Origin of the sequence: Klebsiella sp. NPDC088457 (genome assembly GCF_044900465.1) — a bacterium.
GTDB lineage: Bacteria > Pseudomonadota > Gammaproteobacteria > Enterobacterales > Enterobacteriaceae > Klebsiella.
Window position 1 is genome coordinate 43199 of record NZ_JBJDNH010000025.1, and the last position, 18358, is coordinate 61556.

17 protein-coding genes are annotated in these 18358 nt (G+C 56.9%); 3 read left to right on the top strand and 14 right to left on the bottom strand.

Annotated features, from left to right (window positions below):
• Window positions 1-286: 286 nt before the first annotated feature.
• The 13 genes from ACI2JR_RS16865 to yceD form a co-directional block, all read right to left on the bottom strand.
• Window positions 287-1072: a metal-dependent hydrolase gene (locus tag ACI2JR_RS16865; protein ID WP_132726839.1), complete on the bottom strand. Its 786-nt coding sequence runs from the start codon at window positions 1070-1072 to the stop codon at window positions 287-289.
• A gap of 10 nt (window positions 1073-1082) precedes the next feature.
• The gene (gene holB, locus ACI2JR_RS16870; RefSeq protein ID WP_132726842.1) at window positions 1083-2087 is read right to left on the bottom strand and encodes a DNA polymerase III subunit delta'; all 1005 of its coding nucleotides are present in this window, start codon (window positions 2085-2087) and stop codon (window positions 1083-1085) included.
• Window positions 2084-2725 carry a dTMP kinase gene (gene tmk / locus ACI2JR_RS16875; protein ID WP_462479027.1) on the bottom strand — a complete coding sequence of 214 codons (642 nt, stop codon included), beginning with the start codon at window positions 2723-2725 and terminating at the stop codon, window positions 2084-2086. Before tmk ends, holB begins: the two co-directional genes overlap by 4 nt.
• Window positions 2715-3737, bottom strand: a complete 1023-nt coding sequence (yceG, locus tag ACI2JR_RS16880) for a cell division protein YceG (protein WP_462479028.1) — start codon at window positions 3735-3737, stop codon at window positions 2715-2717. Before yceG ends, tmk begins: the two co-directional genes overlap by 11 nt.
• Window positions 3738-3739: 2 nt before the next feature.
• Window positions 3740-4549 (bottom strand): aminodeoxychorismate lyase, encoded by an 810-nt coding sequence (gene pabC, locus ACI2JR_RS16885; protein ID WP_462479029.1) that lies wholly within the window; start codon window positions 4547-4549, stop codon window positions 3740-3742.
• Window positions 4550-4681: 132 nt separating this feature from the next.
• Window positions 4682-5923, bottom strand: coding sequence for a beta-ketoacyl-ACP synthase II (gene fabF / locus ACI2JR_RS16890; protein WP_462479030.1), 1242 nt, complete (start codon window positions 5921-5923; stop codon window positions 4682-4684).
• Window positions 5924-6011: 88 nt separating this feature from the next.
• Window positions 6012-6248, bottom strand: coding sequence for an acyl carrier protein (gene acpP, locus ACI2JR_RS16895; protein ID WP_000103754.1), 237 nt, complete (start codon window positions 6246-6248; stop codon window positions 6012-6014).
• Window positions 6249-6458: 210 nt separating this feature from the next.
• The gene (gene fabG / locus ACI2JR_RS16900; RefSeq protein ID WP_132726856.1) at window positions 6459-7193 is read right to left on the bottom strand and encodes a 3-oxoacyl-ACP reductase FabG; all 735 of its coding nucleotides are present in this window, start codon (window positions 7191-7193) and stop codon (window positions 6459-6461) included.
• Window positions 7194-7205: 12 nt separating this feature from the next.
• On the bottom strand, window positions 7206-8135 hold the full coding sequence (gene fabD, locus ACI2JR_RS16905; RefSeq protein ID WP_462479031.1) for an ACP S-malonyltransferase: 930 nt from the start codon (window positions 8133-8135) through the stop codon (window positions 7206-7208).
• Between the two features lie 15 nt (window positions 8136-8150).
• The gene (locus ACI2JR_RS16910; RefSeq protein WP_132726862.1) at window positions 8151-9104 is read right to left on the bottom strand and encodes a beta-ketoacyl-ACP synthase III; all 954 of its coding nucleotides are present in this window, start codon (window positions 9102-9104) and stop codon (window positions 8151-8153) included.
• A 53-nt stretch (window positions 9105-9157) separates the two neighbouring features.
• On the bottom strand, window positions 9158-10255 hold the full coding sequence (plsX, locus tag ACI2JR_RS16915; protein WP_462479032.1) for a phosphate acyltransferase PlsX: 1098 nt from the start codon (window positions 10253-10255) through the stop codon (window positions 9158-9160).
• 204 nt (window positions 10256-10459) lie between these two features.
• Window positions 10460-10633: a 50S ribosomal protein L32 gene (rpmF, locus tag ACI2JR_RS16920; RefSeq protein WP_462479033.1), complete on the bottom strand. Its 174-nt coding sequence runs from the start codon at window positions 10631-10633 to the stop codon at window positions 10460-10462.
• Between the two features lie 16 nt (window positions 10634-10649).
• A complete protein-coding gene (gene yceD, locus ACI2JR_RS16925; RefSeq protein ID WP_132726868.1) occupies window positions 10650-11171 on the bottom strand; it encodes a 23S rRNA accumulation protein YceD in 522 nt (173 codons plus the stop codon).
• 141 nt (window positions 11172-11312) lie between these two features.
• Between yceD and ACI2JR_RS16930 the strand changes: the two genes are divergently transcribed.
• Window positions 11313-11897 carry a Maf family protein gene (locus ACI2JR_RS16930; RefSeq protein WP_462479034.1) on the top strand — a complete coding sequence of 195 codons (585 nt, stop codon included), beginning with the start codon at window positions 11313-11315 and terminating at the stop codon, window positions 11895-11897.
• A 114-nt stretch (window positions 11898-12011) separates the two neighbouring features.
• Entirely contained in the window at window positions 12012-13247 is a 1236-nt protein-coding gene (locus ACI2JR_RS16935) for an MFS transporter (RefSeq protein ID WP_462479035.1), read from the top strand.
• A gap of 34 nt (window positions 13248-13281) precedes the next feature.
• Here the strand turns inward: ACI2JR_RS16935 and rluC are convergent, their stop codons facing one another.
• Complete coding sequence (gene rluC, locus ACI2JR_RS16940) at window positions 13282-14235, bottom strand: 23S rRNA pseudouridine(955/2504/2580) synthase RluC (protein ID WP_132726874.1); 954 nt, start codon at window positions 14233-14235, stop codon at window positions 13282-13284.
• 822 nt (window positions 14236-15057) lie between these two features.
• On the opposite strand from rluC, the gene rne reads away from it, so the two are divergent.
• Entirely contained in the window at window positions 15058-18357 is a 3300-nt protein-coding gene (gene rne, locus ACI2JR_RS16945; RefSeq protein ID WP_462479036.1) for a ribonuclease E, read from the top strand.
• Window position 18358: the final 1 nt, after the last annotated feature.

Here is an 18358-nt window from a genome sequence, read left to right on the forward strand (position 1 = left end):
GTATTTGGTGCTTTTTTACGTTTTCACGCATTGGCACAGGGGGAGAACCGTGCCGTGGACAGGACATCTAAGCGCCCTTTATTTATTACACAGAGTAAAATAATTGGCGGAATGATTGTTTGACGGCTATCACGTTTCAATCAGTCGGCGTTGAAAAATTTACACCAACTTACATAAGTTGTATCTGGATGTTGCCAAAAACCATTCACCGCCCCTTTTGTGGCGGTGAACTTTACTCGCTTTGGTTATTAATTACGAGCCTTAAAATAATAGGCAGATCGGCAGGTTACAGCCGGGAGGGGTCAATATGGAACAGGCTGGCGAAATTAGCGGTGGTCTGTTGCGCCAGCTGCTCCAGCGAAACGCCCTTCAGTACCGCCATGTACTCGGCAACATCGCGCACCATCGCCGGTTGGTTCTCTTTGCCGCGGTGCGGGACCGGGGCCAGATACGGCGAGTCGGTTTCCACCAGCAGGCGATCGAGTGGAACATAGCGCGCGGCATCGCGCAGCTGTTCGGCGTTACGGAACGTGACAATGCCGGAAAACGAGATATAGAACCCCATATCCAGCAATTTACCTGCTGTCTCCCGATCCTCAGTGAAACAGTGTAGTACGCCACCGCAATCCGTCACTTTTTCTTCGCGCAAAATGGCCAGCGTGTCGGCGCGCGCGTCGCGGGTGTGTACGATGACCGGCTTATTTAATTCTCGGCCAATGCGGATATGATCGCGGAAGGAGGTCTGCTGGCGTGGTTTAGTCTCCGGGGTGTAAAAATAATCCAGCCCGGTTTCGCCCATTGCCACCACCCCTTCCTCCGCCGCCAGCTTGCGCAACTCGTCGACATCGTACGCTTCATCCTGATTAAGCGGGTGGACGCCACAGGAGAACACGACGTTGTCGCGCTGGCCGACCAGTTCACGCATGCCGCGGTATCCCGGCAGCGTCGTGGCCACGGCAAGGAAAAACTTCACGTCACGGGCGGCGGCTTTCGCCAGCACATCGTCCACGTTTTTATGTAGCGTTTGATAATCCAGGCCATCAAGATGGCAGTGGGAGTCGACTAAAAACATAATGTCTCGCTCAGAGGTGGGATACGGGAAGTACCGCCCCAGGTTGCAGGTAATGTTCCCAGCGCAGGAGGCGCTCGGTTAGCAGCAGTTCGCGATTGACGCCAACGACGTTCAGCAGACTGTCGCGGCAGGCGCTGACGTCGCGGGCAATGGTCTGCAAACGGGCAACAGGCAGCGCCTGGGCCAGTTGATTGACCAGCGTCCAGGCGTCAGGGTTACTCACCAGAGTGATCCCCTGCTGCCGTTTTTGAGCATCCAGCAGCAGCGAGGCCAGCCAGTGCAAACGAACCGCCGCCTGTTCATGATTCAGAATCGGCAATAGCGCCAGCCAGTCGCCGCGGGTCAGGACGTTTGCCAGCGTCTGGATAAGCTGCTGCCGGGGAGCCCAGTGGCTCTCCTGCAGCAGATCCAGCGCCGCAGCAGGTGCGTTGGCGCTTAAGCGTAGCGCCGCCAGCAGCGCATCCTGCGGCATCGTCACTTCCCGCTCCAGCCATGCCAGCCCGTAGGATTCTGACGGCGGTGCCAGGTGATAGAGGCGACAGCGGCTACGCAGCGTTGCCAGCAGGCGAGCCGGTTCCTGACAGGCGAGGAAAAACCAGGTGTTTTCCGGGGGCTCTTCGAGGGTCTTTAATAAGGCGTTCGCCGCCGCATCCGTCAGCAGCGCGGCATCACCGATCCACACCACCTTGGCGCCGCCAAGGCGGGAGCGCTCGTAGAGCTTTTCGTTAACGTCGCGCACGGCGTCAATCCCGAGCGCGCTTTTGCCTTTTTCCGGCGCCAGGGTGTAGTAATCGGGGTGGCTACCGGCCTGCATCAGCTGGCAGCTGTGGCAATGGCCACAGCTTTTATGCCCTTCCGGCTGCCGGCACATCAGATAGCGGCACAGGGCATAGATCAACGCGCCCCCCCCCATCCCCGGCAATGCCTGAAGCAGTAACGCATGGTGACCCCGTCCAGCCTGATAGCCGGCGACTAATTGTTCAAATGACGGGCGTAACCACGGGTACCATTTCATGCGCGTTGCTCCGCGACCCACCGGCTGACGACCATACGAATAGCGTTCGCCACGGCCTCCAGCGATTGTGTCGCATCGATGGTATGAATAGTCGGATCCTGCGCCGCCAGCTCAAGATAGCGGGCACGGGTCCGATTGAAGAAGTCCAGCGACTCTTGCTCGATACGATCGAGATCGCCCCGCGCCCGCGCGCGCTTGAGGCCCACCTCCGGCGTCACATCCAGATACAGCGTCAGGTTCGGGCGAAAATCGCCTAATACCGCATCGCGCAGCGTAGCCAGCATGGTCTGGTCGATACCGCGCCCGCCGCCCTGATAGGCCTGGGTCGACAGATCGTGGCGATCGCCGATGACCCACTGCCCGCGAGCCAGCGCTGGCTTAATCACCGTCTCCACCAGCTGGACCCGGGCGGCGTAAAACATCAGCACTTCGGCTTTGTCGTTAATGACTTCATCCCCGGTGGACTGGATATCCAGCACCAGACTGCGCAGCTTCTCGGCAAGGATGGTACCGCCCGGCTCACGGGTAAACACCAGATCGCTGACCCCTGACTGTTCCAGCGCCTCCACCACCAGGTTGCGGGCGGTGGTCTTCCCTGCGCCCTCCAGGCCTTCGATAACAATATAGTTACTGCGCATTTTTTTCCTTAAGTACTTTCAGATAATCCTGCACCGAGCGGTTATGGCTGGCCAGATTGGTGTTAAAGGTATGCCCACCTTTGCCATCGGCAACAAAATAGAGATAAGCCGACTTCGCCGGGTGTGCGGCGGCGTTCAGCGACGCCTCCCCCGGCACGGCGATAGGCCCCGGTGGCAAGCCGCCAATCGCATAGGTATTGTACGGCGTCGGGGTCTCAAGATCTTTACGCGTCAGCTTGCCATTATAGCTCTCCCCCATACCGTAAATCACGGTCGGGTCAGTTTGCAGACGCATGCCGATCCGCAGGCGGTTGATAAACACCGACGCAACGCGATCGCGCTCCTCGGGCACCGCCGTCTCTTTTTCAATGATCGACGCCATGGTCAGCAGCTGGTTCTGATCCTTATACGGCAGATTATCCATCCGCCCCTCCCAGGCTTTCCCGACTTCCGTGACCATTTTCTGATGCGCGCGCTTGAGGATCGCCACATCGCTGGTATTCGCGGTATACATCCAGGTATCCGGCCAGAACCATCCTTCCACCCAGTCAGCATGTTCAAGATCAAGGGCCTTCGCCACCGTCTCGTAGCGATCGTCCGCCAGCGTATGCTTGACGTACGGGGCGTCGCGCAGCTGGCGCAGGTAGTCACTCACCCGCATTCCTTCGACAAAACGCAGCGGGAACTGGGCCTCTTTGCCGCTGCCCAGCAGCAGCAGCATCTCGCGTACCGTCATTTGCGGGCTGAAACGGTAAGTACCGGCTTTAAAGTGGGATAATTCCGGTTCCAGGCGCAGCAGCCACTGGAAGACGCGCGGACGGTTGATCGCCTTGTCGGCATACAGCTGCTCGCCGAGGGCCAGACGCCCGGTACCGGCTTCCAGCGTAAAGATCGTCTCTTCTTTAATCAGCAGCTTGCTGTCGGCAAGCTGACGAACTTTCCACATGCCCGCGCCTGCAGCAATGCCCAGCACCACTAACACCAGCAGGATAAAACGTAACATTTTCTTCATGACTAACCAGACAGCTCACACAGTGGGGCTAAAAAATGATAAAGCTCTCGCGAGGACCAACAGGTGTCGTCCCAGCTGCGAACCGGCACCAGCGGCATCAGCGCGTTGCAAATCAGCACTTCATCGGCATCACGCAACGCAGCACAACCGGTTGTGACTTCGACAACGCGAAATGGCGATGGTGCCAGCTGCGCAAGACAATGCTGGCGCATAATACCGTTCACTCCGGCCTGATCGAGACGCGGCGTAAACACCGTCATTTCTTTGCGCCAGAACAGATTCGCGGCACAGCATTCCGTAAGCCACCCGTCGCTGTCAAGAACCAGCGCCTCATCGGCATCCGTCTGCTCAAGATGAGACCGAATCAGCACCTGTTCCAGCCGGTTCAGGTGCTTCAGCCCTGCCAGCGCCGGATTACGCCCCAGCCGTAGCGGACTGAGCGTCAGCGTAATCCCCTCTTCGCGCCAGCGGGAATAATGCGCCGGAAGAGGTGAAACGCTGAGGATCCGCGTGGGAGCCTGGCACGCCGCGCCGCTATAGCCGCGTCCGCCTGCGCCGCGCGTCAGAATGACTTTAAGCACGCCGTCGTCATGCGCTCGCGCCAGGCGGCGCATTTCCTCCTCCAGCGTTTGCCAGCGGGTGTAGGGAATCATCAGTTTTTCGCAGGCCTGCTGCAAACGGCGAAGGTGGGCTGGCAACATCTGTACTTTACGCCCCGCAACGCGTGCGGTGGTAAAGCACCCATCCCCAAACTGGATGGCCCGGTCGTTAGCGGCCAGGGTGTCCTGTTCAATGCCATTAATCAAGAACATAGTGGCTCCTTATCGGTGGCCCGTCAGTGTCTCAGGATGAAATACGCAGGACAAGCAGAGAAAGCTGAAGAAAAAAGAAGGCCCGCATTTTATGCAGGCCTGAGTCATGACGTTGTAACGAGCTTGACGCGCTTAGACCCTTTTAAAGATCAGCGAACCGTTGGTGCCGCCAAAGCCGAAGGAGTTACACAAGGTGTACTCCATACCGGAGACCTGACGCGCTTCGTGCGGCACGAAGTCGAGGTCACAACCTTCATCCGGATTATCCAGGTTGATGGTTGGCGGAACCACGCCATCGCGCAGCGCCAGGATGGAGTAGATAGACTCTACCGCCCCGGCGGCGCCCAGCAGGTGCCCGGTCATTGATTTGGTCGAACTGACCATCACACGACGGGCGGCATCGCCGAAGACAGACTTAACGGCCTGCGCTTCTGCTTTATCACCTGCCGGCGTCGAAGTGCCGTGGGCATTGACGTAAGCGATCTGCCCTGGTTCAATCCCGGCGTCGCGAATGGCGTTAACCATCGCCAGGGCCGCGCCTGCGCCGTTCTCCGGAGGAGACGTCATATGATAAGCATCGCTGCTCATACCAAAGCCGACGATTTCCGCGTAGATTTTCGCGCCGCGTTTTTTGGCGTGCTCGTACTCTTCCAGCACCACCATACCCGCGCCATCGCCCAGCACAAAGCCGTCGCGATCTTTATCCCACGGACGACTTGCCGCATGTGAATTGTCGTTGCGGGTAGACAGCGCGCGCGCTGCGCCAAAACCGCCCACGCCAAGCGGGGTACTGGCCTTTTCCGCACCGCCGGCCACCATTGCGTCAGCATCGCCATACGCAATCATACGCGCAGCCTGACCAATATTGTGTACGCCAGAAGTACAAGCGGTCGCGATGGAAATGCTCGGTCCACGCAGACCAAACATGATGGTCAGATGCCCGGCCACCATGTTAACAATTGTAGACGGTACAAAGAACGGGCTAATCTTACGGGGTCCGCCGTTCGTTAACGAACTGTGGTTTTCCTCGATCAGGCCGAGCCCGCCAATACCGGAACCAATAGCGGCGCCGATGCGGGTTGCGTTCTCTTCCGTTACTTCAAGACCAGAATCCTGCATGGCCTGAACGCCAGCGACAATTCCATATTGAATGAAGGCATCCATCTTGCGCTGTTCTTTACGCGAGATGATGTCATCACAGTTAAAATCCTTTACTAAGCCAGCAAATTTTGTTGCATAGGCGCTAGTATCGAAATGGTCGATCAGGCTGATGCCACTCTGACCGGCAAGGAGAGCTTTCCAGGTAGACTCTACGGTATTGCCGACAGGAGACAACATGCCCAGTCCGGTCACAACTACACGACGCTTAGACACGGTTGTCCTCCAGGGAGGGAAAATAGATTCTTGTGGGACAAAAAAAGATAAAACTCAGGCGGTCGAATGACCGCCTGGAGATGTTCACTTACGCCTGGTGACCGTTGATGTAATCAATGGCAGCCTGAACAGTGGTGATTTTCTCAGCTTCTTCGTCCGGAATCTCAGTATCAAACTCTTCTTCCAGAGCCATTACCAGCTCAACGGTGTCAAGAGAATCAGCGCCCAGGTCTTCAACGAAGGAAGCATTGTTGGTGACTTCTTCCTGCTTAACGCCCAGCTGTTCGCCGATAATTTTCTTAACGCGTTCTTCGATAGTGCTCATACTCTTAAATTTCCTATCAAAACTCGCTTTCGCGATGGTTTTCGTAGTGTATAAAATGTTGAAAAATTTGCAACTAAATCCCGGCAGGTCTTACCACGATTTTACGCTATTTTGAGGCCGTTTGGCCTCAGAACGCAAATCATTTTGCACAAAACCGTATTCAGGATCGCACAGACTGCGCGGTTCCTGAGCGTTTTGCGCAAATCTCGGTCAGACCATATACATTCCGCCGTTGACGTGCAGGGTTTCACCAGAGATGTAACCTGCTTCGTCAGAAGCTAAGAACGCAACCGCACTGGCGATTTCTTTTGCATCGCCGAGGCGACCCGCTGGAACTTGCGCCAGAATACCCGCACGCTGATCTTCAGACAGCGCACGCGTCATGTCCGTTTCAATAAAGCCCGGAGCAACAACGTTTACGGTAATACCGCGGGACGCGACTTCACGTGCCAGCGACTTACTAAAACCGATCAGACCCGCTTTCGCCGCAGCGTAGTTGGCCTGACCAGCATTTCCCATGGTACCGACCACAGAACCGATAGTAATAATGCGACCGTGACGCTTTTTCATCATAGCGCGCATTACTGCTTTTGACAGACGGAAAACTGATGACAGGTTGGTTTCGATAATATCGTTCCACTCATCATCTTTCATTCGCATTAACAGGTTATCACGAGTAATACCGGCATTATTAACCAGGATATCAACTTCACCAAACTCTGCGCGAATATTTCCCAGAACAGATTCGATAGATGCTGGATCGGTCACATTCAACAGCAGACCTTTACCATTGGCACCTAAATAATCGCTAATCGCCTGCGCACCGCTCTCGCTGGTGGCAGTACCGATAACTTTCGCGCCACGGGCGACGAGTGTTTCAGCGATGGCACGGCCGATACCGCGACTTGCACCGGTAACCAGCGCGATTTTTCCTTCAAAACTCATGGTATTCCTCTTTTATTGCTCAAGCGCCGCAGACAGCGCTGCAGGCTCGTTAAGCGCAGAAGCGGTCAGGGTGTCAACAATACGTTTAGTCAGACCGGTGAGGACTTTACCCGGTCCCACTTCATACAGGTGCTCTACGCCCTGGGCAGCCATGAACTCAACGGTTTTGGTCCACTGAACCGGGCTGAACAGCTGGCGAATCAGCGCGTCGCGAATGGCGTCTGGCGCCGTTTCACATTGCACATCAACGTTGTTCACCACCGAAATCGTCGGCGCGTTAAAGGTGATTTTCTGCAGCTCAACAGCCAGTTTCTCCGCCGCCGGCTTCATCAGCGCGCAGTGGGACGGGACGCTAACCGGCAGCGGCAGCGCACGTTTGGCGCCAGCGGCTTTACAGGCGGCCCCCGCACGTTCAACGGCTTCTTTGTTACCGGCGATCACCACCTGGCCCGGAGAGTTAAAGTTAACCGGAGAAACCACCTGACCTTCAGCGGACTCCTCACAGGCTTTAGCAATAGACGCATCGTCAAGGCCGATAATTGCCGACATGGCGCCGGTACCTTCCGGCACCGCTTCCTGCATAAATTTGCCACGCATTTCAACCAGACGCACGGCGTCGGCGAAATCGATCACTCCGGCACAAACCAGCGCGGAGTATTCCCCCAGGCTATGGCCTGCCAGTAGCGCAGGCGCTTTCCCGCCCTGCTGCTGCCAGACGCGATACAGCGCCACGGAAGCGGTCAGCAGCGCAGGCTGAGTCTGCCAGGTTTTATTCAGTTCTTCCGCCGGGCCCTGCTGGGCAAGCGCCCACAGATCGTAACCCAACGCCGCGGAGGCTTCACGGAAAGTCTCTTCGATAACCGGATAAGCCGCTGCCATATCAGACAACATCCCCACCGCCTGAGATCCCTGTCCCGGGAACACAAAAGCAAATTGCGTCATGTTTAAATCCTTATCCTAAAAACGAACCAGCGCGGAACCCCAGGTGAAACCGCCACCAAAGGCTTCCAGCAGAATCAGCTGACCACGCTGGATGCGGCCATCGCGCACCGCTTCATCCAGCGCACAAGGGACGGAGGCGGCGGAAGTGTTACCGTGACGGTCAAGCGTCACGACCACATTATCCATCGACATCCCCAGTTTCTTCGCCGTCGCGCTGATGATGCGCAGGTTAGCCTGATGCGGCACCAGCCAGTCCAGCGCGCTGCGCTCCAGATTATTCGCCGCCAGCGTCTCATCGACAATATGCGCCAGCTCGGTCACGGCAACTTTAAACACTTCATTGCCCGCCATCGTCAGATAGATCGGGTTTTCCGGTTCGACGCGATCGGCGTTCGGCAGCGTTAACAGCTCGCCATAGCGGCCATCCGCGTGCAGATGTGTAGAGATAATCCCCGGTTCTTCAGAAGCCCCGAGCACGACGGCCCCCGCGCCATCGCCAAAAATAATGATCGTGCCGCGATCGGTCGGATCGCAGGTACGCGCCAGCACGTCAGCGCCAATCACCAGCGCGTAGTCTACCGCGCCGTTCTTCACATATTGGTCGGCGATGCTCAGTGCGTAAGTGAACCCCGCGCACGCAGCGGCCACGTCAAAAGCCGGGCAGCCATTGATACCCAGCATAGACTGAATCTGACAAGCCGAACTTGGAAACGCGTGAGTACCCGAGGTGGTCGCAACGATAATCAGACCAATTTGCTCCGGTTTAACACCCGCCATATCCAGCGCGTTTTTTGCCGCGGCAACCCCCATCGTCGCAACGGTTTCATTCGGTGCCGCAATACGACGCTCACGGATACCCGTACGAGTGACAATCCACTCGTCAGACGTATCTACCATTTTTTCCAGATCGGCGTTAGTACGCACGTGTTCAGGCAGATAACTGCCGGTACCAATAATCTTCGTATACATGTACGCTCAGTCACTCTTGGGTAATATACCCGCCTGTTGGAACCGCCGGGGCGTCACTCTTCTTCGTTCGTCCCGGTTTGCGCTCGGGAGTTCCCGTTTCTGTCGCCCGCGGGCAGTTCGAAACCTGCTGGGTATAAAGATTCCAGGCGAGCGGCGATCCGCTGAGGAATCTGCCGCTGCACCGCCTGCACTGCCTGCTCTATCGCCACGCTGAAGGCGCGCTGATTGGCAGCACCGTGACTCTTAATCACGGAACCGCGCAATCCTAACAGACAGGCGCCATTATACTGGTCGGGGTTGAGGTGACTGAATCGCCTGGCGAGGCTTTTTTGTAACCAACGCTTCAATAACAGCAGCCACCACGACCGTTTTTTGCCCTCACCCTGTGATTTCAGCAGCGAAAGGAACATTCTGACAACACCTTCCATAGTTTTTAATGTGACGTTGCCCGTGAATCCATCACAAACCAGCACATCGGTTTTGCCCGTCAATAATTCGTTGGCTTCAAGATAGCCTATATAGTTAAGGGACGGCAGCGTTTTCAAAACCGCGGCGGCATCGCGAATGCTGCTGAGGCCTTTCATTTCTTCTTCGCCGATATTCAGCAGCGCGACGCGAGGATTCTCAATCCCGAGCACCTCTTCCGCCAGTACCGCTCCCATCACCGCGAACTGCACCAGCATCGTGCTATCGCAGTCGACGTTGGCGCCTAAATCAAGCACCACCGTTTTGCCCTTCTGCTGATGCGGAAGTACCGTCACCAGCGCCGGACGCTCAATCCCCTCAATGGGCTTGAGCAATAATTTCGCCAGTCCCATCAGCGCGCCGGTATTCCCCGCGCTGACGCAGGCTTGCGCCCGCCCCTCTTTCACTAACTCCAGCGCCACGCGCATTGAGCTTCCGCGGCTGCTGCGGATCGCCTGCGAGGGCCGCGCATCACTAGCAATAACTGACTGCGCAGGAATAACCTGCAGACGCGAACGTTGTTCGAAATCAGCTTTGGCAAGTAATGGCGTGATGGTGTCGGGATCGCCGACTAAAAGAAGTGTGAGTTGCGAATTAGAGTTCAGTGCCTGCAGTGCTGCAGGCACTGTCACGGATGGGCCAAAATCGCCCCCCATGACATCTAACGCCAGGGTTAGACGTGTCAAGGTATCGTCGCTGCTCGCTTTGGTTATTCCCCAGTTACCTGGGGAAATCCTCGCTAAGCTTCATCACGCTTTTACTCTTTGTCTTTCACGCGGCAAGTATGTTGACTGCGCTTGTTCACCCCAGTCGCATAGTGATAGCTATGCTGCTGGTGATTCTCTCGCTTGCGCCTTCTTGCCACGTGGAATCCATGGAGTAGTGCGTGATTACTTAACGATAACCTTGCGACCGCGGTAGAAACCGTCGGCAGTGATGTGGTGACGCAGGTGTTTCTCACCAGAAGTTTTGTCTACAGACAGGCTGGTGACTGCGGTCAGAGCGTCATGGGAACGACGCATGCCACGTTTGGAACGGGTTGGTTTATTCTGTTGTACGGCCATGGACCTTACTCCTCAATTACTTATGCTTTAAGCTGGCTAATACGGCAAATGGGTTTGGTTTTTGTGCCTCTTCAGGCAGTTCACCAAAGACCATGTCCGCGTCGGACACTTCACAGTGTTCAGAATCATGCACCGGAACTACAGGCAGGGCGAGAATGATTTCATCCTCAACCAGCGCCTGCAGGTCGATTTCACCGAATTCGTTAACCTCAATCGGCTCATACGCTTCCGGTAGTGCTTCGGCCTGTTCGTCATTTCTGACGGGGCTAAAACAATACGTGGTGTGAACATGATGGGGGAACGGTTTCCCGCAACGCTGACATTCGAGGGTTACTGATACCTTTGCATCGCCGGTAATAACGGCAAGGCGCTGATTATCAATAGCGAACGACATGCTGCATTCCACATCACTGTCCACGCTGACTACAGAATCGGCTACACGTTCAACCTGTTCACGGGCATAAATACCTTCGTAATCGAGGCGTTTTTGAGCCGTGCGGACCGGATCGAGAGTCAGGGGTAATTTTACCTTTTGCATAGGGCGCGCATATTAACTTTGTAATGTCATAGAGTCAAAGAAAAAGGCAGCCTCAGGTTGCCTTTCGCCATTTATTCGCACACATTGCGGCCCATAGTTTAAAATGATGCTCTTCGAAGCGCTATATGTGGATGAAAAAATATGTCTGATCTTATCCTGGCGTCTACATCGCCCTGGCGGCGAATGCTGCTGGAAAAACTGGCCATGCCTTTTGAATGCGCAGCGCCTGATGTGGATGAAACACCCCACCCCGGCGAATCTGCCCGTCAGCTGGTGGTACGCCTGGCGCAGGCGAAGGCGCAAATCCTCGCCGGAATCTACCCTCATCATTTAATTATTGGCTCCGATCAGGTTTGCGTTCTTGATGGCGAAATAACCGGTAAGCCGTTGACAGAAGAAAATGCCCGGCTGCAATTAAGAAAGGCCAGCGGCACGATTGTCACGTTTTACACCGGACTGGCGCTCTATAATTCCGTAAACGGGCATTTACAAACCGAATGCGAACCCTTCGACGTGCATTTCCGTCATTTAAGCGAGCAGGAAATAGAGGCCTACGTGCGCAAAGAAAACCCGCTGCACTGCGCCGGGAGTTTTAAGAGCGAAGGGTTGGGCATTACGTTATTCGACCGACTGGAGGGCCGCGATCCCAACGCGTTGGTGGGCCTGCCGCTGATTGCGCTATGCCAGATGCTACGTCGCGAAGGGTGTAACCCGTTATTGTATTAGCACGGCATTCTCCCGGGCCTGAGCTCCCCGCTCTGGCCCCCGTCGTCGGCATAGCTTTTTTTCACGCCAGCCAGTAATCTCATTTTACTTCTTCTCTACTGATAGATAAGGCCCGTGGACTCACCCGCACCAAAACTTGCTGCCCGTCCGTGGCTGCCCATTGTGCTTGCCAGTCTGATCTTGCTCATCACGATGGGGATCCGCCAGACCGTCGGTCTGTTTGTCCACCCCCTGCTGGGCGAAACGACAATGAATATCGCTGAAGTCAGCATGGCGCTGGCGATCGGCCAATTGATGTGGGGAGCATTTCAGCCGCTGTTCGGCGCCTGGGCCGATAAACGCGGCGCGCTGGGGGTGTTGATCATCGGCGCGCTGCTGATAGCGTTTGGACAACTGCTGACGCTGTGGGCGACCTCCTTCTCCTCACTCACTCTGGCGCAGGGGCTGCTCAGTCCGGCGGGGGCGGCGGCAGGCAGTTTTTCCGTACTGATTGGCATCGTTGCCGGCCGCCTGCCTGCGGATAAAGGATCGATGGCCAGCGGCCTGATTAACGCCGGGGGCTCGCTGGGGCAGTTTATTTTTGCCCCGCTGGTACAGCTCATTGTCAGCCTGCGCGGTATGGCTTCGGGGTTAATTTTTCTCGCCGTCGCCGCGCTGGCGACCCTCTTCCCCTCCTGGCTGCTGTGCCGCGATGGCGTGCAGAAACCGGCGCCCAGAGCCCACGCTGAAGCCGAACCGGGACTGAAGCAGCAGATTCATGCCGCGTTCCGCAATCCCAGCTACCTGTTATTACATATCGGCTTTCTTACCTGCGGTTTCCATGTCGCCTTTTTAACTACCCACCTGCCGGGTGAGGTCACGTTATGCGGTCACGAAGCCTCGGTTTCCGCCGCCAGCCTGTCGCTGATAGGCTTATGCAATATCGCAGGCAGCATCTTCGCCGGCTTGCTCGGCAAACGCTATCGCATGAAATATATCCTTGCCGTGCTCTATGCCTCGCGGGCGGTGCTGATTGGCCTGTTCCTGGCTTCCGACAAAAGCGAACTCGATTTCTATCTCTTCGCTGCCGCCATCGGCTTTACCTGGCTCGCCACCGTGCCGCCGACGGCCGGTATTGTCGGCAAGCTGTTCGGCACCCGCTACCTGGCCACGCTGTTTGGCTTCACGTTGTTCAGCCACCAGATTGGCGCTTTCTTTGGCGCCTGGCTCGGCGGCCTGGCGATGGCGCGCAACGGCAATCTTGATTGGGTATGGTATCTGGATATCGCGCTGGCGCTGCTCGCCGCGCTGGTCAATTTACCCATCAAAGAGAAAAGCGTCGCGCTACGCCTCAGCGAAGCGACGCGTTGAGAGGCAGCGGCGGACATAACGTCCGCCGTGGAGGTTACTTCGTATTGCGCAAAACCTGCAGGCAGCGCTTCAGCTGGTTGTCGAGCGGCGCTTCAACGCGCATCACCTCTCCGGTACCGGGATGAGTGAACTTCAGCGCGGCAGCATGCAGGAACAGGCGATTCAGGCCGGTGCCCGCCAGCTGTTTGTCGAATTCACGATCGCCGTAGCGATCGTCAAAGGCGATCGGATGGCCGGCATGTTGCGTATGGACGCGGATCTGATGGGTACGCCCGGTAACCGGGCTACAGCGCACCAGCGTCGCATGCGGATAGCGCTCTTCTACCTTAAAACGGGTCTCTGACGGTTTCCCTTCCTGACTGACGCGAACGATCCGCTCGCCGCTTTGCAGGATATTTTTCAGCAGCGGCGCCTGCACCACTTTCGTGTGCGACTGCCACTGACCGCGCACCAGCGCCAGGTAATCCTTTTGCATCCCCTTCTCACGCAGTTGCTCATGCAGCGAGCGCAGCGCGGAACGCTTCTTCGCCACCAGCAGTACGCCAGAGGTATCACGGTCCAGGCGGTGCACCAGCTCAAGGAAGCGCGCTTCCGGGCGCAGCGCGCGCAGACCTTCAATAACGCCAAAGCTCAGGCCGCTGCCGCCGTGCACCGCGGTGCCGGAGGGCTTATTCAGCACCAGAATATGGTCGTCTTCATACAGAATCACATCCGCCAGCGCCGCGACCTTCTGCAGATGCGGGGAGACGGCCTCCTCTTCGCGTTCCGCAACCCGAACCGGCGGGATACGAACCTCGTCACCCGCCTCCAGTTTGTATTCCGGCTTGACGCGTTTTTTATTTACCCGCACCTCGCCTTTACGCAGGATGCGATAAATCATGCTCTTCGGTACGCCCTTCAGCTGCGTACGCAAAAAGTTATCGATGCGTTGCCCCGCTTCATCGGCGGTAATGGCAACCATTTTTACGGTGGGAGTCTCAGTTTTCATGGTGCGCGATTCTAAATAGCCCGACGCATTAGCGCCACTCATTTTTATATGCTTATATTTATCATTATCCGGTTTTCATCGAATGCTTCATCGTCGTTTTGTTTGTTATTAGAACAATCTGTATGCGTTGGTGAAAAAACTGTGAGTAACCGGGTGATAAAAGGTAAAAGTCAACTTGCTATAACAAGGTTAGCAATGGAATAATGATGCCGTTTTCCGTGTTGAATCTTGTTAGAACAAGAAATTAGCGGAATGACCAATTTTGTCTGACCGATCATCCACGCAGCAATGGCGTAAGACGTATTGATCTTTCAGACAGTTAGCGGGCTGCGGGTTGCAGTCCTTACCGGTACAGGCCTCTATGGATTTCACGTCGCAGGAAGGCGTCGACTCCGGGTATTCCCGGGTGCTCTTCTCAGTCCGCTGATTGAGGTGAGCAGGTTAAGCCACCACGCCTGCAATGTGAAAGACGACGAGATATACGCAAAATTATTCAGGATGCGTCAAGGCGGCGAAAGAGAGAATCCCCGGAGCTGGCAGTAGTCAGTGACAGGGGTGAACGAGCGTAGCCAACGCAGAAGCAACCTGAAAAATGGCGTGTATAAATGGAATCTTCTCTGGTGATACATCCCAGGCTGTTCCCCTGCTAATTGCGCTGTGTTTCCGTTTGAAATACAGGCGACCGACACTCTGCGCCTCTTAAGCGCGCGACAACCGTGAGGTTGGCGACGTGAAACAGACACGAGGCCATCGGTTTTCCCCGGTAAGGCAATACTCTGCCCGCAGCTTAGTCGTCAATGTAAGAATAATGAGTAAGTTACGATGAAAAGAATGTTAATCAACGCAACTCAGCAGGAAGAGTTGCGCGTCGCCCTTGTTGATGGGCAGCGCCTGTACGACCTGGATATCGAAAGCCCCGGGCACGAACAGAAAAAAGCGAACATCTACAAAGGCAAAATTACCCGTATTGAACCTAGCCTTGAAGCCGCGTTTGTTGATTACGGCGCCGAGCGTCATGGTTTCCTCCCCCTCAAAGAAATCGCCCGCGAATACTTCCCTGCCAATTACAACTCCCATGGTCGTCCGAATATTAAGGATGTGCTGCGTGAAGGCCAGGAAGTCATTGTGCAGATTGATAAAGAAGAACGTGGCAACAAAGGCGCCGCGCTCACCACCTTTATCAGCCTCGCGGGTAGCTATCTGGTGCTGATGCCGAATAACCCACGCGCAGGCGGTATTTCACGCCGTATCGAGGGTGACGACCGCACCGAACTGAAAGAAGCGCTGGCCAGCCTTGAGCTGCCTGACGGCATGGGGCTTATCGTGCGTACCGCAGGCGTCGGCAAATCGGCCGAAGCGCTGCAGTGGGACCTGAGCTTCCGTCTGAAGCACTGGGAAGCGATCCAGAAAGCTGCTGAAAGCCGCCCGGCGCCGTTCCTGATCCATCAGGAAAGTAACGTCATCGTGCGCGCTTTCCGTGACTACCTGCGTCAGGATATCGGTGAAATCCTTATCGATAACCCAAAAGTGCTTGAGCTGGCTCGCCAGCACATTGCCGCCCTGGGGCGTCCGGACTTCAGCAGCAAAATTAAATTGTACACCGGTGAAATCCCGCTGTTCAGCCACTATCAGATCGAGTCACAGATCGAGTCCGCCTTCCAGCGTGAAGTTCGCCTGCCGTCCGGCGGTTCTATCGTTATCGATAGCACCGAAGCGTTGACCGCAATCGACATCAACTCCGCTCGCGCCACCCGCGGCGGCGATATCGAAGAAACGGCGTTCAATACCAACCTCGAAGCGGCCGATGAGATTGCCCGTCAGCTGCGTCTGCGCGACCTCGGCGGTCTGATCGTCATCGACTTCATCGACATGACGCCGGTCCGTCACCAGCGTGCGGTTGAAAACCGCCTGCGCGAAGCCGTCCGTCAGGACCGCGCGCGTATTCAGATCAGCCACATTTCCCGCTTTGGTCTGCTCGAAATGTCGCGTCAGCGTCTGAGCCCGTCGCTGGGCGAATCCAGTCATCACGTCTGCCCGCGCTGTAGCGGTACCGGCACCGTGCGCGATAACGAATCCCTGTCGCTCTCTATCCTGCGTCTGATTGAAGAAGAAGCGCTGAAAGAGAACACCCAGGAAGTTCACGCTATCGTACCCGTGCCGATTGCTTCCTACCTGTTGAACGAAAAACGCGCGGCGGTGAGCGCTATCGAAACCCGTCAGGGCGACGTGCGCGTGATCATCGTGCCGAACGATCAGATGGAAACGCCGCATTACTCTGTTCTGCGCGTACGCAAAGGCGAAGAGACCTCAACCCTGAGCTATCTGCTGCCGAAACTGCACGAAGAAGAGATGGCGCTGCCGGCTGACGAAGAACCCGCCGAGCGTAAACGCCCTGAGCAGCCGGCCCTGGCCACCTTTGTGATGCCGGACGTGCCGCCTGCGCCTGCGCAGGAAGCGCCTGTCGTGGCGCCTGCGGTTGCGAAAACGGCAGCGGCTCCTGCGGCTACCGCACCGGCGCAGCCGGGCCTGCTCTCTCGCTTCTTTGGCGCGCTGAAAGCTATCTTCTCCGGCGCAGAAGAGGCGAAACCGGCCGAACCTCAGGTAGAGAAAAAAGCCGAAGAGAAACCGGAACGCCAGCAAGAACGGCGTAAACCGCGGGCTAACAATCGTCGCGATCGCAACGATCGTCGTGATAATCGCGAAGGCCGCGATAATCGTGATAACCGCGACAGCCGTGCTGAAAATGGTGAAGGCCGTGAGTCTCGTGAATCTCGCGAGGAGAACCGCCGTAACCGCCGCGAGAAACAGCAGCAGAACGTCGAGCCGCGTGAATCTCGCCAGACCGCGGTCGATGATGCCGAGAAAGGCAAGGCGCGCGACGAACAGCAGCCGCGTCGCGAACGTAACCGTCGTCGTAACGACGAGAAGCGTCAGGCGCCGCAGGAAGCAAAAGCACAAACTCGCGAGGAGCCGGTTGTCCAGCAGGAAACCGAGCAGGAAGAGCGCGTGCAGACCATGGCGCGTCGTAAGCCGCGTCAGCTCGCCCAGAAGGTGCGCGTCGCGTCTGCCGCGGTCGAAACGACTGAACAGGTGGTGGAAACCGTCGCCGTCGCTCAGCCAGACGCTGTGGCTCCGCGTACCGAGCTGGCAAAAGTCGACCTGCCTGCGGTTGTTGAAACCGCTGCCGATCATGACGACAGCAGCGAGTCTCGTGAAGCCAACGGTATGCCGCGTCGCTCCCGTCGTTCACCGCGCCATCTGCGCGTGAGCGGCCAGCGTCGTCGTCGCTACCGCGATGAGCGTTACCCGACCCAGTCACCGATGCCGCTGGCCGTCGCCTGCGCGTCGCCGGAAATGGCGTCCGGTAAAGTGTGGATCCGTTACCCGGTGGTTCGTCCGCAGGATCAGCAGGAAGAGCAGCAGGTTCAGGCATCCGTTGCCGAAACCGTCGAGCCGATCGTTGCGTCGGTTGTCGCGGTGGAACCCGTCATTGCGGAAGCTACCGCACCTGCGGTCAGCGAAGCGGCTCCTGCTACCGCCGAACCGGCACAGCCGGCGGCCAGTGAAGCAGACGTTATCGCTGAAGAAACCGTTGTAGCGGCTGAAAGCGTAGTTGAACCGTCAGCCGCAGCGGAGCCGGAAACGGCCATCGCCGAGAGCGCAGCCACAGCTGAAAACAACGTTGTTGTGCAGGACGAAACGCCAGCGGTTGAAGCGCAAGAGACTTCGGCGCCGCAGGCTGTCGAGCCAACGCCAGTGGTTGCAGCAGCGCCGGTGGTGGAAACAACCCCAGTGGTTGCAGCAGCGCCGGTGGTGGAAACAACCCCAGTTGTTGAAGCCTCGCCGGTAGTGGAAACTGCGCCAGTAGTTGAAACTGCACCGGTTGTTGAAACTGCGCCGGTTGTCGCCACGGCAACGGTTGCAGAGACCGTTATCGTGTCTCACCGCCATGCCACCGCGCCGATGACCCGTGCGCCGGCTCCGGCCTATGAGCCAGAAGCACCGCGTCATAGCGATTGGGTTCGCCCGGCCTTCGCCTTTGATGGTAAAGGCGCTGCCGGCGGCCACAGCGCTACGCATCAGGCCACCGCGGAACCTACCCGTCCGCAGCCTCTCGAGTAAG

Bases quoted from the DNA above. Each gene is read 5' to 3' on its own strand.
- ACI2JR_RS16865 (WP_132726839.1), bottom strand. From the start codon at position 1,072: ATGTTTTTAGTCGACTCCCACTGCCATCTTGATGGCCTGGATTATCAA.
- holB (WP_132726842.1), bottom strand. From the start codon at position 2,087: ATGAAATGGTACCCGTGGTTACGCCCGTCATTTGAACAATTAGTCGCC.
- tmk (WP_462479027.1), bottom strand. From the start codon at position 2,725: ATGCGCAGTAACTATATTGTTATCGAAGGCCTGGAGGGCGCAGGGAAG.
- yceG (WP_462479028.1), bottom strand. From the start codon at position 3,737: ATGAAGAAAATGTTACGTTTTATCCTGCTGGTGTTAGTGGTGCTGGGC.
- pabC (WP_462479029.1), bottom strand. From the start codon at position 4,549: ATGTTCTTGATTAATGGCATTGAACAGGACACCCTGGCCGCTAACGAC.
- acpP (WP_000103754.1), bottom strand. From the start codon at position 6,248: ATGAGCACTATCGAAGAACGCGTTAAGAAAATTATCGGCGAACAGCTG.
- fabG (WP_132726856.1), bottom strand. From the start codon at position 7,193: ATGAGTTTTGAAGGAAAAATCGCGCTGGTTACCGGTGCAAGTCGCGGT.
- fabD (WP_462479031.1), bottom strand. From the start codon at position 8,135: ATGACGCAATTTGCTTTTGTGTTCCCGGGACAGGGATCTCAGGCGGTG.
- ACI2JR_RS16910 (WP_132726862.1), bottom strand. From the start codon at position 9,104: ATGTATACGAAGATTATTGGTACCGGCAGTTATCTGCCTGAACACGTG.
- rpmF (WP_462479033.1), bottom strand. From the start codon at position 10,633: ATGGCCGTACAACAGAATAAACCAACCCGTTCCAAACGTGGCATGCGT.
- yceD (WP_132726868.1), bottom strand. From the start codon at position 11,171: ATGCAAAAGGTAAAATTACCCCTGACTCTCGATCCGGTCCGCACGGCT.
- ACI2JR_RS16930 (WP_462479034.1), top strand. From the start codon at position 11,313: ATGTCTGATCTTATCCTGGCGTCTACATCGCCCTGGCGGCGAATGCTG.
- rluC (WP_132726874.1), bottom strand. From the start codon at position 14,235: ATGAAAACTGAGACTCCCACCGTAAAAATGGTTGCCATTACCGCCGAT.
- rne (WP_462479036.1), top strand. From the start codon at position 15,058: ATGAAAAGAATGTTAATCAACGCAACTCAGCAGGAAGAGTTGCGCGTC.